The following is a 13,947-nucleotide window of genomic DNA, read 5'->3' on the forward strand; positions in this document are numbered from 1 at the left end:
GTTTTTAGTTTTTGATGACTTACGTCATCCGTTATTAATTAATTTTGTATTCTCACATTTATTCAAATATCACTTTCGAACGGCAAACAACTTCGCTGCCATTCTTCTTTACTTCTACGTGAAACTCGTTTGCATTCACTTCATCGCAGAAGAAAGAGAGCTCATCACCAAAATAACTTTCGGCTACGTACGCCATCTCGAAACGGCGGATACGTTTGGTCTTGTACAGCTCTATCGGGAACAAATCAAGGATATGCTCGATGTAACGTATGCTGTTCACATGACCGTTAATATCAATATCACTGTATTTTGCCGTCAGGGTAGCCATTGGCTGATCGCTTGTCACTTTAATACGTGAAGGCTTTTCAATAGGACAAGGTTCGTCACAGACATAATCTACGATACTTCCTCCGTGCAAGGTCAATAGATCGGCCGGTTTGCGGGTATTGAGATTAATCATCGCCCATACGGAACGCGCGTAACCAATCTTTTTCCCATCCTTATCAATAATAGCAAAGTTACGGTCAGTAAACAAGCGGTAGACATTTTCCACCCATGTTTGAACTGAAAAGTTCTCATATTGATAAGGCATTTCATCCAACTCAATGGCCAGACGTGAAAGTACCCAGGTGTAATTATCCTCGTTCAGTGTTGCAATACCAAAGCCACGGTCACTTGCGTGAAAACCTGCACAATTCAACAGATGATTTCCCAGTACGCCCATAGTCAGACGTCCATTAAAGTCAACATGGAACGGCTCTGCCACAAACTGATAAGTTCCTATTTTATTTTCTTCACTCATTATTCTTGTTGGTTTTTACTCTGGTTATACATGGCTTCCCGTCCATCGAGAAACTCGTTCACCCGTTCAAAGCAACTGGTAGTAATCGCTACGCGTCCCGACCGAACAAACTGCAAAACACAATTTAAAGCCTTCAGTTCACCGTAGAGTGAGGTTATATCTTCGCTCATACCATTTTTCTCGACAATAGAAAATACCGGATTAACTTCCACTACACGGGCATTGTATCTGCGGATCAACTTGGATGCTTCCGGAGTTTCCTGAAAAGCAGGAGTAGATACCTTATATAGTGCAATCTCATGGAAGTATATTTCATCCTCGGTGAAATAATGTGCCTGAATCACATCGATCTTCTTTTCGATCTGTTTCACTACCTTCTCAATGGTGTCCTTATCCGTCAAAGCTGTAATCGTATACTTGTGTACACCTTTAATAGAAGAAGCAGATACATTCAGACTCTCGATGTTGATTTGCCGACGAGTAAATACAGCAGTTACCTGATTCAGCAATCCGGCTATATTTTCGGAATGAACTATTATCGTATATAATGTCTTGTCACTCATAATCCTAAATTTTAATTGCGAACTTTCAATCTTCCATTCTCAATATTCAACTTCTCCTAGCATTCCAACAGCATCTGATTGACCGAACCACCCGGAGGAGTCATCGGCAAAACATTGCCTTCTTCCACTACGCACGCTTCGAGCAGGAACGGACCATCTGTCGCCAGCATCTCTGCAATAGCTTCTTTCAGTTCTTCACGGGTGAAAGCACGTTTGGAAGGAATATCATAAGCCGAAGCAACCTTCATATAATCCGGATTCAACATCGGAGTAAACGAATAGCGGCGATTGAAGAACATAGCTTGCCACTGGCGTACGTTTCCGAGGTAATTATTATTCAGGCAGATAATTTTCACCGGAGCTTTCTGCTCCATTATCGTACCCAACTCCTGAATATTCATTTGCAGTCCACCATCTCCCATAAATACGCATACGGTACGTTCCGGTGCTCCAAAAGTTGCCCCAATAGCTGCGGGAAGACCGAAGCCCATAGTTCCGAGTCCTCCGGAAGTGATGATACTGCGTTCTTTCGTATATTTGAAGTAACGTGCAGACATCATCTGATTTTGACCTACATCTGTTACCAAAACTGCTTCATGTTGAGTGGCATTGCTTACCGCACGTACCACTTCTCCCATACTCAAAGAGTTTGTTGCAGGGTGAAGTTCAGGGCGGATTACTTTTTCTTCCTCTACTTTCTCATATTCTTTGAAGCTATCAATCCATTCGGTATGAGTTTTCTTTTTCAGGAGTTTAGTCACAGAAGCCAATGTCTCCTTGCAATCTCCCAAAACAGCTACATCTACCTTTACATTCTTATTGACTTCTGCAGGATCGATATCAAAATGAATCACCTTCGCCTGTTTGGCGTAAGTAGCCAGATTGCCAGTCACACGGTCGTCAAAGCGCATACCGACAGCAATCAGTACATCGCATTTATTGGTATTGATATTCGGTCCCAAATTACCGTGCATACCCAACATTCCTTTATTCAACGGATGTTCTGTCGGTAAAGCTGACAGTCCGAGCAGCGTACAGCCTGCAGGCATATCTGCCTTTTCGATAAATTCACGCAATTCGTTCTGTGCATTTCCCAATTCAACACCCTGTCCAACCAATACAAGCGGACGTTCGGCGTTATTAATCAGTTCGGCAGCTGCCTGTACAGACTCCTCGTCCGTATCGGGAACGGGAACATAACTGCGAATAAAATCGACTTTCGTCGGTTCATATTTCGTTTTTTCTACTTGCGCATTCTTGGCAAAGTCCAGTACCACCGGACCGGGACGACCACTACGGGCAATATAAAACGCACGTGCTACCGCCCAGGCTACATCTTCCGCACGACGGATCTGATAGCTCCATTTAGCGATTGGTTGCGTAATACCTACCAAGTCAACTTCCTGAAAAGCATCCGTTCCGAGAAAACCTGTTCCTACCTGTCCGGCAATCACTACGATAGGTGTACTATCGATCATCGCATCTGCAATACCTGTTACCGTATTGGTTGCCCCGGGACCGCTCGTCACCAGGCAAACACCTACTTCTCCTGATACACGGGCATAACCTTGTGCCGCGTGGGCAGCTCCCTGCTCGTGACGAACCAAAATATGGTTCAATATATTTTGATGATCGTACAAGGCATCGAACACCGGCATTATGGAACCACCGGGGTAACCGAAGATGGTAGTCACTCCCTGATGTTCCAAGGAGCGCATCATAGCCTCTGCACCTGTTATTAAATCTTTCATATTAGTTGATAGTTGATAAATGAACTATATCAGATTAATCTCACTGCTCCCTTATCGGCAGAGCTTACCATGCTGGCATACGCCTTCAGACTCTTCGGTACATAACGGTCACGAGTGACAGGAGTCATCGGACGAGCCGCCAGTTCTTCATCCGTCAGTCGCACGTTAATCTTCCGGGCCGGAATATCGATTTCGATAATGTCTCCATCCACAATTTTTCCGATATTGCCTCCAGCTGCCGCTTCGGGAGAAACATGTCCGATACTCAATCCGGAAGTTCCACCACTGAAACGTCCGTCGGTAATCAAAGCACATTCTTTTCCGAGATGACGAGATTTGATATAAGAGGTAGGATAAAGCATTTCCTGCATACCGGGACCACCCTTCGGACCTTCGTGCGTAATGACGACGACATCACCACTGACGACTCGGCCTCCGAGGATGCCTTCACAGGCTGCTTCTTGCGAATCAAATACTTTGGCAGGTCCGGTAAACTTCCAGATACTTTCGTCTACACCTGCTGTTTTTACCACACAACCGTCTTGGGCAATGTTGCCTTTCAATACGGCCAATCCACCGTCTTTGCTATAAGCATGTTCCAAATCGCGGATACATCCGTTTGCACGGTCTTTATCCAGTTCCTTATAGTACATGCCCTGTGAACCAAGTACGAGATTGAATCTATTTCCGGCTGCACTCGAATATTTTTTAATTGCCTTTTCGCTTACATTCGGGCTGGTGATTGAATATTCATTAATAGCTTCCGCCAATGACATTCTGTCTACCCGTCGAACAGATGTATCTATCAGACCGCCTTTTGCCAGTTCATCCATGATAGCAATAATACCACCGGCACGGTTTACATCCTGAATATGATATTTCTGTGTATTGGGAGCCACCTTGCAGAGACAAGGAGCCTTGCGGGAAAGCATATCGATATCATCCATCTTGAAATCTACCTCTGCTTCATGAGCAATAGCCAACAGGTGAAGAACTGTATTAGTAGAACCACCCATTGCTATATCCAGCGTCATGGCGTTCAAGAAAGCCTGACGGGTAGCAATGCTACGAGGAAGCACACTTTCGTCTCCTTCTTCATAATATAACTTTGCATTTTTCACGATCAGTTCTGCTGCATCTTTGAAAAGCTGCGTACGATTCTCGTGTGTAGCTACGATGGTTCCGTTTCCGGGAAGAGCCAGTCCGATTGCTTCATTCAGACAGTTCATTGAGTTGGCGGTAAACATACCGGAACAACATCCGCAAGTAGGACAAGCATTTTGCTCGATATTCGCTACTTCCTGATCGCTGACACTTTCATCAGCCGATTTAATCATCGCGTCGATCAAATCCAGGTGCTGACCATTCCATTCTCCGGCTTCCATCGGACCGCCCGATACAAATACGGCAGGAATATTCAGACGCATAGCCGCCATCAACATTCCGGGAGTAATCTTATCGCAATTGCTGATACATACCATTGCATCTGCCTTGTGCGCATTAACCATATACTCTACACTGTCTGCAATGATGTCACGTGAAGGAAGCGAGTAAAGCATACCATCATGCCCCATTGCTATACCGTCGTCGATAGCTATTGTATTGAATTCCGCAGCGAAGCATCCCAGCTTCTCAATCTCTGCCTTCACCAGCTGACCGATTTCATGCAGATGCACATGTCCCGGAACAAACTGTGTGAACGAATTGACGATAGCGATAATGGGTTTACCCATCTGATTCTTCTTCATGCCGTTGGCTGCCCATAACGCACGGGCTCCCGCCATCCGACGGCCTTGTGTACTAAACGAACTGCGTAATTGCTTTTTCATTTCAATCTATCTTTTAATTAAAGAGCCTTCCTCACACAAGTGAGAAAGGCTCTAAATTCTATCTTTTATGGTACGAACACATACAACACAAAAACCTTTCTCACGCTCTTGATGGGACCACCACGAGGCGAATAATATGCAGGACTGCTAGGTTAATAGATGTATGTAACATATTCATATCTTCTTTTCTTTATTTTCGTGCTGCAAAGGTAAGGGCTTTTTTATTATATCCAAACAAATCGAAGAAAAAAATCACTTAAAAGCGAATAATTGTAAGAAAAGAGAGGTATTATTTCTCTATTTTATCACTTAAAGGTTGAATTTACAACTATTATCTAAGTGCACATTCCACCTTCTTTTTCTGACAAAAGCACTTAATAATCTGAAATTTACCCTCCCTATACCGGAGGACAAGCAAATAATTCGTATCTTTGTCGACCCGGATTACCGGGAATTATTAATCAGAAACAAAAAATATCAGATGGAAACAGTAGAAAACAAGTACATTACCGTTGCATACAAACTATATACAATGGAAGATGGTGAAAAAGAGTTGTTCGAAGAAGCAAAAGCAGAACATCCCTTTCAATTCATTTCAGGATTAGGAACAACACTCGAAGACTTCGAAAATCAAATAACTGCTCTTTCTAAAGGTGATAAATTTGACTTTACCATTCCGGCAGATAAGGCTTACGGACAATATGACGAACAACACGTCATTGACCTCCCCAAAAATATATTTGAAATAGATGGCAAATTTGACAGCGAACGTATTAAAGAAGGTAACATCGTACCTTTGATGACTGGTGACGGTCAACGCGTAAATGCCAGCGTAGTAGAAATCAAACCGGATATTGTAGTAGTTGACCTCAACCACCCGTTGGCTGGTGCCGACCTGATCTTTGAAGGTGAAATACTGGAAAGCCGCCCTGCTACGAACGAAGAAATTCAGGAACTTGTGAAAATGATGAGTGGCGAAGGTGGCTGCAGTTGCGGATGCGACAGCTGCGGTGATGGCTGTGGCGACGACTGCGGTTGCGAAGGCGGACACTGTCACTAAATAAAATATTAAATTATAAAGTATTAAGTATTAATTCCATGCGGACACAACCGGGCTTTAATACTTAATACTTTTTTTATGCCGTTATTTGAGCTAATACTTAATACCTGATACTTAATACTTGAAATCAGCATCCTTTATGCGTCATGATGTCAAGCACCATTTTATCCGTTTCGTTCATGGCTTGCGAGCCGATTCTTGTCAGGTTGCGGATACTTTGATCTACATCTTCGTCGATAATTCCCTCTACGGAAGTCACACAACGGTCTTCCATTGCCATCATTGCAGATAATACGGCTGTCGAAACTCCGGTAGTTACTTTCAATGCACAACTCGGTTTTGCACCGTCACAAATCATTCCTGTCAGATTAGCAATCATGTTTTGAACGGCGAAGGCAACCTGATTGTAGTTTCCTCCCATCAACCAGGTGATTCCACAACTGGATCCGGTAGCAGCTACCACGCAGCCACACAAAGCTGACAGACGTCCTAAACTTTGTTTGATATATATAACAGTGAGATGGCTTAGCATTAAAGCACGGATAAGTTCTTCTTCGCTCTTTCCGTTCTCTTCGGCAAAGACAACGACAGGGAGTGTAGCGGATATCCCCTGATTACCACTGCCGGAATTACTCATGACAGGAATCATTGCACCCGCCATCCGGGCGTCGCAAGCAGCTGATGTATAAGAGAGAATATGAGAAAATACGCTGTCCCCCATCACTTTATGTTCATAAGTTCCCCGAAGCATTTTACCTAAAGAATGTCCGTAGTTACCTTTAAAGGCTTGCTCGGCAGCAGCTTTATTCAAACGGGCTGTATCAAGAATGAAGCGAATCTCCTCCAGCGGAGCAGTCAGTGCAAAGTCATAGACTTTACGCAAGTTTAATTCGAGCGAAGCATCTTCCTCTTCCTCGCTGACTGTATGTTGCTTGTCGAGCAATGTCTGTTCATCTTTGGCTATATATATAAAGGTAGTATGTCCACCGGCAATGATAGCTTTAGCTGTTTTATCTCCCGCTTTACAGATCACTTCGATATAAAGCTTCTCCGTAATATCTTCTTTCAGAGAAATACAAATCCGTTTTTCTGCAATGAACAGTTTCCCCTGCTCCACTGCTTCCGGCGTACAGTCCCTCAACACCTCCAACTGATAGTCTGATTTACCAATCAACGCACCTAAAGCCACAGCTATGGGAAGACCTACCATACCCGTTCCCGGGATTCCGACTCCCATGGCATTCTTTAGTATATTAGCACTTAACAAGACGTCTATCTTTTCCGGTTTCACTCCCAACGTTTCAGCAGCTTTAGCTACACAAAGCGCTACTGCGATAGGTTCCGTACATCCAATAGCCGGAATGACTTCTTTCTTAATCAACTCTATAATTTGCCTTCTTTCTGATTCAGTCATGGACTTATAAGTTTTGGTTCCACAAAAATAGGAAATTCTTTCTTTTCCAACATTCTATAATGAACAAATAAAATCTCATATTGTTATAAAATCTCCCATACACCAAACTTTAACAGAAAGAATTGATAGAAAAATGAAAGCAAAACACGTGATTCTCTATTTGCTACTGGCTATTGTTTCCTCTTCCTGTATCGGCGAAGAAGCTCTCAATGCAGAAGCAGACATAGTAAGTTGCACACTACCGGGAGTAGCCATGACAACCAGTCCTATTATTAACAATAATTCCATCACTATCTTCGTCGGTCCGGGAACTGATATTTCAGAACTTACACCTGAATTTACATTGACTCCGGGAGCTACAATTAATCCTCTTAGCGGTACGGAACGAAATTTCAATACTCCACAAGAATATACTGTTACAGCTGCCGATGGTGTTTGGAAGAAAACGTATATCATATCCGTTATCGACACGGAACTTGCCACGAACTATAATTTCGAAGATACGCTTGGCGGAAAGAAGTACTACATATTTGTAGAACGCGAAGGAGGTAAAGTCGTTATGGAATGGGCCAGTGGAAATGCGGGCTATGCCATGACCGGCGTAGCCAAAACTGCTGATGACTCCCACTTTCCAAATAACGGACGGAAAAGCCGGCAAATGCCTTTCTTTAGTGACACGCAGTACCGGATTCTTTGGACAAATAGCAGGAATGCCTATCGCGGCAGGAAATCTGTTTATCGGTTCCTTTGATGTAAGCAATGCGATGAGTAATCCGCTTAAAGCAACTAAATTCGGTCTTCCTTTCCGGCATGTACCTACTTATCTGGCTGGCTATTATAAGTACAAAGCGGGAGATCAGTTTACAGAAGGAGGCAAACCTGTAAATGGGAAACGAGATATCTGTGACATATATGCCATCATGTACGAAACCAGCGAATCTGTTCCAACCCTTGACGGAACGAACGCATTTACCAGCCCAAACCTGATTTCAACAGCACGGATTAATAACGCCAAAGAAACGAACGAATGGACTTACTTTAAGCTTCCTTTCACCACTCTCCCCGGCAAATTCATAGATAAGGAAAAGCTAATGGATGGAAAATATAATATAGCCATAGTGTTCACCTCAAGTCTGGAAGGAGATCATTTTAACGGAGCAATCGGAAGTACGTTGCTCATTGACGAGGCCGAGTTAATCTATCACTCGGAAGATTAGTGGAACTAAATAACTTTATAACAACAAGAACAATGAAAATCTATCTGTATATATTCAGTTTACTAACCTGTATAGGAATAGCCCTCCCCGGCTATGCACAGGTTGATCGAAATGAAACACTGATCCGTTCCGCCCTTCACGGACTGGAATATGAGATAAAAGCAGGTTTCAGCATTGGCGGCACAGCCCCGCTTCCTCTTCCGGTGGAAATCCGTTCCATTGACGGATATAACCCGACATTAGCTATCAGTATAGGAGGTGAAGTGACCAAATGGATTGCCGTTCAGAACAAGCTCGGAATTATAGTCGGATTGCGGCTTGAAAACAAAGCAATGACTACCGAAGCCACCGTGAAGAATTACAATATGGAGATTCTCGGGCAGGGAGGTGAAAGAATCAGCGGAGTATGGACAGGCGGAGTAAAAACCAAAGTACATACCGCCGGACTGACAATACCTCTGATGGCTACCTACAAACTAACCAACCGGTGGAATATCAAAGCCGGACCTTATTTCTCCTATCTACTTTCAAGAGAATTTTCAGGTCACGTATACGAAGGATATTTGCGGGAAGATAATCCCACCGGTCCGAAGGTTGAGTTTACCGACGGTAAAATTGCAACATACGATTTCTCGGACGACTTGAGACATTTCCAGTGGGGATTACAGGTAGGAGCCGGATGGCGAGCCTTCAAGCACCTCAATGTGTATGCCGATCTTACCTGGGGATTGAATGATATATTTAAAAACGATTTTAATACAATCACTTTTGCTATGTACCCCATCTACTTGAATATAGGTTTCGGGTATGCTTTTTAAGTCCCACTAGGCTCTGCCACCTGCTTCACTCCGGAGTAGGTTACCTTCACCGTCTGTTGCAATGCAGGCACTTTCACATTAATAGTCATGTCTGCATTTCCATCTTCTACGGTTCCCGTAACTGTCACAGGGCAAGTACCCAAAGAGGCAGCATCTCCTTCAAATGTAAGATCTTGCTGTCCGGTGAATGTAGACACACCTTCCCCCTTTTTCACTTCACATTTATCAATGACAATATCTCCAAATTTTAATATCTGCTGGTTGATGAACAATTCAAAATCCTTCAGTTCAATCTTCACTTCCGTATTGCTGACCTGCGAGAGCGTGATAAACTTCTCTATTCCGTCGCCAATGACAATTTCCTGATCCGAGCCATCCGGTATCATGGATATATCCAGATTTCCCCAATACGTTCCGATTACATCCGGAGCCGTTATCACAGCTTCCTCTTCGGGAGGATTCTCATTATTCTTGTTATCACTGTCGTCGTCATCACTGCTACAAGCAGCAAAGAGAGTAAGAGAACATACCAATGCCAATAAATACAATAGATTCTTTTTCATACGTCTTTGGTTTAGTTATTACAATAAATTCGTCCTTTATAAACTAAAAAGAAGAAAAAAGGTTCAATATGCTTCCTTTTTCGAAGTTATTTCGAGTTCGCAACTTTCTTACCGAAAACTTTGTTATATTTGCATATAGTAATTTTAAAAAAGCCACAACTATGTTTAATTCATTTGGCAATATCTTTCGACTCACAAGTTTCGGTGAGTCTCATGGAAAAGGAATTGGAGGAGTGATTGACGGATTCCCATCAGGAATTACCATCGACGAAGAATTTGTACAACAAGAACTAAATCGCCGTCGTCCGGGACAATCAATCCTTACCACCCCACGCAAAGAAGCTGATAAAGTAGAGTTTCTTTCAGGTATTTTTGAGGGGAAATCAACCGGGTGTCCTATCGGTTTTATCGTTTGGAATGAAAACCAACACCCCAATGACTACAACAATCTGAAAAATGTATATCGTCCTTCACACGCTGATTACACATACACGGTGAAGTATGGAATCCGTGACCATCGCGGCGGCGGACGTTCCTCTGCACGCGAAACGATTTCGCGCGTTGTAGCCGGTGCATTGGCTAAGCTGGCACTCCGCCAACTGGGAGTCAATATCACGGCCTATACCTCGCAGGTAGGTCCTATCAAACTGGAGGGTACTTACTCGGACTATAATTTCGACCTGATAGAAACCAACGATGTACGTTGTCCGGACCCTGAAAAAGCAAAAGAAATGGCAGATCTTATATATAAGGTAAAAGGCGAAGGCGATACCATCGGAGGTACACTGACTTGTGTCATTAAGGGATGCCCCATCGGATTGGGACAACCTGTTTTCGGTAAACTTCATGCTGCCTTGGGTAACGCCATGTTAAGCATCAACGCTGCCAAAGCATTCGAATACGGCGAAGGATTCAAGGGATTGAAAATGAAAGGTTCCGAACAGAACGATGTTTTCTATAACAATAACGGACGGATCGAGACGCACACCAATCACTCCGGAGGTATTCAGGGAGGATTGAGTAATGGTCAGGATATTTATTTCCGTGTAGTGTTCAAACCGATTGCCACACTGCTGATGGAACAGGAAACTGTCAACATTGATGGCGTCGACACCACTCTGAAAGCACGCGGACGTCATGACGCTTGTGTATTACCTCGTGCCGTACCTATCGTAGAAGCAATGGCCGCCATGACTATACTCGATTATTACTTACTGGATAAAACGACGCAACTCTAATGAACGAGATTCAAAAATACATAGCGGCACACGAACCAAAGATGATGGATGACTTGTTCAGCCTTATTCGCATTCCCAGTATCAGTGCTCTGCCGGAGCACCACGACGATATGCTGGCTTGTGCGGAACGCTGGGCACAGCTGTTATTGGAAGCAGGTGTGGACGAAGCATTGGTAATGCCCTCACAGGGCAATCCGGTTGTTTTCGCTCAAAAGATCGTGGACCCGGATGCAAAGACTGTATTAATCTACGCTCATTACGATGTGATGCCGGCCGAACCATTGGAACTCTGGAAAAGCGAACCGTTTGAACCGGAAATACGTGACGGACATATCTGGGCACGTGGAGCGGATGATGACAAAGGACAATCGTTCATTCAGGTGAAAGCATTTGAATATCTCGTCAAAAACGGATTACTGAAGAATAATGTGAAGTTCATCTTCGAGGGTGAAGAAGAAATAGGTTCGCCCAGTCTGGAAGCTTTCTGCGAAGAACATAAAGAATTGCTGAAAGCAGACGTTATTCTGGTGTCGGATACGAGTATGCTAGGAGCTGAACTGCCCTCATTGACTACTGGTCTGCGCGGACTGGCTTATTGGGAAATAGAAGTGACGGGACCGAATCGTGACTTGCATTCCGGACATTTCGGGGGTGCGGTAGCCAATCCGATCAACGTGCTTTGCCAGATTATTAGCAAAGTAACGGATGCCGACGGACGTATCACTGTTCCCGGATTCTACGATGACGTGGAAGAAGTGCCGCAAACCGAACGGGAAATGATAGCCCATATTCCTTTTGACGAAAAGAAATACAAAGAAGCAATCGGTGTAAAAGAGCTTTTCGGAGAAAAAGGATATAGCACATTGGAACGTAACAGTTGCCGTCCGTCTTTTGACGTATGTGGTATTTGGGGCGGATATACAGGAGAAGGTTCTAAAACCGTACTGCCTTCAAAGGCTTATGCTAAAGTATCTTGCCGGTTAGTACCGCATCAGGATCACCATAAGATTTCGCAAATGTTCGCAGATTATATTCTTAGTATCGCTCCTGATACAGTACAGGTGAAAGTGACTCCCATGCACGGGGGACAAGGATATGTGTGCCCGATTTCACTTCCTGCCTATCAGGCAGCAGAGAAAGGTTTCGAGATCGCTTTCGGGAAAAAGCCGTTGGCGGTACGCCGTGGCGGAAGTATCCCCATCATCTCTACTTTCGAACAGGTATTGGGAATCAAAACCGTATTGATGGGATTTGGACTCGAATCGAATGCAATCCATTCTCCGAACGAGAACTGCTCATTGGATATCTTCCGGAAAGGGATAGAGGCAGTCATTGAGTTTCATCAAGAATATGCCAGACGATAAAGCGGATAAATAACAATCAAGTTATAAACGATATATATAAAAGAGTGGTGGACAAGCTTGATTACAAGCATTTGTCCACCACTCTTTTATATATCTATCACACTGACAAATTACATGACCGGAGTCTCAAAAAGGAAGGTAAATGATTGGCTGTCTTTCAAATCCTTCACTGCATCACCTGCATAAATTTCGCCCTTTGTCAGAGACAGTTTCTTGATGCCGGCTTTTGGACTAAAATCAATTTTCTTCAAATCCAGCCAAAACAAATTCGGAGTCAGGGTAGATTCGAAATAATATACCTTATTCTTCTGATCGGATACGGAACGCCAACGGGTAGAAGATATATAAGGCTTCTCCGGTGTATTAATACCAAATGGCACGGAAACATTACGCATCACACTCAACACGCTGGGAACTGCAATCTTTGCATCCGCAATTTGCGGAATGGCATGAATGTAGAATGAAGCCCGTACAAAACGGTCGCTTGCCCGGTTGGTTCCCGGTAACATCTGCAAGCCACCGATTTCTTTCCAGTAATCATTAATGGCCAACTGCTGTTCATATCGAGGAGAATTTGTCATCACCCGGTATTCTTTTCCTTCGTGAATACTTAATTTCCCATCCAGATATTCCAATACAGCCGTATTGCCTGTTTCATCGGTTATGGCCAGATGCAAGGTAGACTCCGGTCCTCCATTCGGCATACGGGGAGCATCAATGCGGAAAGTCTCCTTTTTCAATTCATCCACCGCTTCGCGTACCGTGGCAAAGTTATCAAGCACATACTGTGTCCAAATGCTGATACCCATTGCCGGACGGGTATCGCCGGGAAGAGAGTAAATGGATTCCGGCAAGAAAAGCAGGCTAGCCACTAATCCTTTCTCGTTCATTCCGTCACAAGTACCTATATCATATCCTGTAGCAATCACACTTCCATATTTGGAAGTCCAGTTCACAGTTTTCTCCTTGTTATGTCCCATACGTTGGATGCCACGCGGAAATACATAGATATTCGTCATGATATCTTCCTTCCAGTCCATTGTACGTCCTGTTACCACCATCTGGTCAGGGCCTATATACACTGCACGCGTACATGCTTCTACAGGCTGTATACTCATCAAAGAGACGGCAGCCAACACCAATGCAACTCCTGCTAATTTTTTCTTCATGTTCATTCTATTTAAATAATTGATCTTCTTATTTATAAATAACAAACGCGCCACGATTATTGCCTAAAAGAAAGAGGATTTTAATGAAAAAAAGGCATTTATCCAATGCAGGAAGAAATTTTGGGTTTTCAACGTATGAGGGTTACCATCACAGAGATC

At 43.7% G+C, this 13,947-nt stretch carries 11 protein-coding genes and 1 pseudogene; 5 read left to right on the plus strand and 7 right to left on the minus strand.

From position 1 onward, the window contains the following. Nucleotides 1–58: 58 nt before the first annotated feature. From DXB58_RS12080 to ilvD, 4 genes are read right to left on the minus strand one after another with little or no spacing between them, the layout of a single operon-like run. Nucleotides 59–802: an acyl-[acyl-carrier-protein] thioesterase gene (locus tag DXB58_RS12080; RefSeq protein WP_099146824.1), complete on the minus strand. Its 744-nt coding sequence runs from the start codon at nt 800–802 to the stop codon at nt 59–61. Further along, nucleotides 802–1,365 carry an acetolactate synthase small subunit gene (gene ilvN / locus DXB58_RS12085; protein ID WP_008650275.1) on the minus strand — a complete coding sequence of 188 codons (564 nt, stop codon included), beginning with the start codon at nt 1,363–1,365 and terminating at the stop codon, nt 802–804. The genes DXB58_RS12080 and ilvN overlap by 1 nt, the downstream gene beginning before the upstream one ends. 56 nt (nt 1,366–1,421) lie before the next feature. Next, entirely contained in the window at nt 1,422–3,116 is a 1,695-nt protein-coding gene (gene ilvB, locus DXB58_RS12090) for a biosynthetic-type acetolactate synthase large subunit (protein ID WP_122136876.1), read from the minus strand. A gap of 29 nt (nt 3,117–3,145) precedes the next feature. Continuing rightward, entirely contained in the window at nt 3,146–4,945 is a 1,800-nt protein-coding gene (ilvD, locus tag DXB58_RS12095; protein WP_122136877.1) for a dihydroxy-acid dehydratase, read from the minus strand. Between the two features lie 481 nt (nt 4,946–5,426). On the opposite strand from ilvD, the gene DXB58_RS12100 reads away from it, so the two are divergent. After that, entirely contained in the window at nt 5,427–6,005 is a 579-nt protein-coding gene (locus DXB58_RS12100; RefSeq protein WP_008998836.1) for a peptidylprolyl isomerase, read from the plus strand. Between the two features lie 127 nt (nt 6,006–6,132). Here the strand turns inward: DXB58_RS12100 and DXB58_RS12105 are convergent, their stop codons facing one another. Beyond that, entirely contained in the window at nt 6,133–7,419 is a 1,287-nt protein-coding gene (locus tag DXB58_RS12105; RefSeq protein WP_122136878.1) for a serine dehydratase subunit alpha family protein, read from the minus strand. Between the two features lie 133 nt (nt 7,420–7,552). Between DXB58_RS12105 and DXB58_RS12110 the strand changes: the two are divergent. Together DXB58_RS12110 and DXB58_RS12115 are read left to right on the plus strand one after the other, a co-directional pair. Further along, nucleotides 7,553–8,636 (plus strand): annotated as a pseudogene (locus DXB58_RS12110) (PCMD domain-containing protein). Between the two features lie 32 nt (nt 8,637–8,668). Further along, on the plus strand, nt 8,669–9,454 hold the full coding sequence (locus DXB58_RS12115; protein ID WP_122136879.1) for a porin family protein: 786 nt from the start codon (nt 8,669–8,671) through the stop codon (nt 9,452–9,454). On the opposite strand, the gene DXB58_RS12120 is transcribed toward DXB58_RS12115, so the two are convergent. Continuing rightward, complete coding sequence (locus DXB58_RS12120; protein ID WP_117971810.1) at nt 9,451–10,017, minus strand: calycin-like domain-containing protein; 567 nt, start codon at nt 10,015–10,017, stop codon at nt 9,451–9,453. The genes DXB58_RS12115 and DXB58_RS12120 overlap by 4 nt on opposite strands. A 161-nt stretch (nt 10,018–10,178) precedes the next feature. Here DXB58_RS12120 and aroC point away from each other — a divergent pair, with 161 nt between their 5' ends. Then, nucleotides 10,179–11,255 (plus strand): chorismate synthase, encoded by a 1,077-nt coding sequence (gene aroC / locus DXB58_RS12125; RefSeq protein WP_004306728.1) that lies wholly within the window; start codon nt 10,179–10,181, stop codon nt 11,253–11,255. Next, entirely contained in the window at nt 11,255–12,619 is a 1,365-nt protein-coding gene (locus DXB58_RS12130; protein WP_122136880.1) for a dipeptidase, read from the plus strand. The genes aroC and DXB58_RS12130 overlap by 1 nt, the downstream gene beginning before the upstream one ends. A gap of 110 nt (nt 12,620–12,729) precedes the next feature. On the opposite strand, the gene DXB58_RS12135 is transcribed toward DXB58_RS12130, so the two are convergent. Continuing rightward, entirely contained in the window at nt 12,730–13,788 is a 1,059-nt protein-coding gene (locus DXB58_RS12135; RefSeq protein WP_004312408.1) for a linear amide C-N hydrolase, read from the minus strand. Nucleotides 13,789–13,947 lie beyond the last annotated feature (159 nt).

Source organism: Bacteroides sp. OM05-10AA (assembly GCF_003439055.1).
GTDB lineage: Bacteria > Bacteroidota > Bacteroidia > Bacteroidales > Bacteroidaceae > Bacteroides > Bacteroides intestinigallinarum.

Excerpts from the sequence above, each read along its gene's own strand:
- ilvN (WP_008650275.1), bottom strand. The coding sequence starts at position 1,365 with ATGAGTGACAAGACATTATATACGATAATAGTTCATTCCGAAAATATA.
- DXB58_RS12115 (WP_122136879.1), top strand. The coding sequence starts at position 8,669 with ATGAAAATCTATCTGTATATATTCAGTTTACTAACCTGTATAGGAATA.
- DXB58_RS12135 (WP_004312408.1), bottom strand. The coding sequence starts at position 13,788 with ATGAAGAAAAAATTAGCAGGAGTTGCATTGGTGTTGGCTGCCGTCTCT.
- DXB58_RS12120 (WP_117971810.1), bottom strand. The coding sequence starts at position 10,017 with ATGAAAAAGAATCTATTGTATTTATTGGCATTGGTATGTTCTCTTACT.
- ilvB (WP_122136876.1), bottom strand. The coding sequence starts at position 3,116 with ATGAAAGATTTAATAACAGGTGCAGAGGCTATGATGCGCTCCTTGGAA.
- DXB58_RS12100 (WP_008998836.1), top strand. The coding sequence starts at position 5,427 with ATGGAAACAGTAGAAAACAAGTACATTACCGTTGCATACAAACTATAT.
- DXB58_RS12080 (WP_099146824.1), bottom strand. The coding sequence starts at position 802 with ATGAGTGAAGAAAATAAAATAGGAACTTATCAGTTTGTGGCAGAGCCG.
- ilvD (WP_122136877.1), bottom strand. The coding sequence starts at position 4,945 with ATGAAAAAGCAATTACGCAGTTCGTTTAGTACACAAGGCCGTCGGATG.
- aroC (WP_004306728.1), top strand. The coding sequence starts at position 10,179 with ATGTTTAATTCATTTGGCAATATCTTTCGACTCACAAGTTTCGGTGAG.
- DXB58_RS12130 (WP_122136880.1), top strand. The coding sequence starts at position 11,255 with ATGAACGAGATTCAAAAATACATAGCGGCACACGAACCAAAGATGATG.
- DXB58_RS12105 (WP_122136878.1), bottom strand. The coding sequence starts at position 7,419 with ATGACTGAATCAGAAAGAAGGCAAATTATAGAGTTGATTAAGAAAGAA.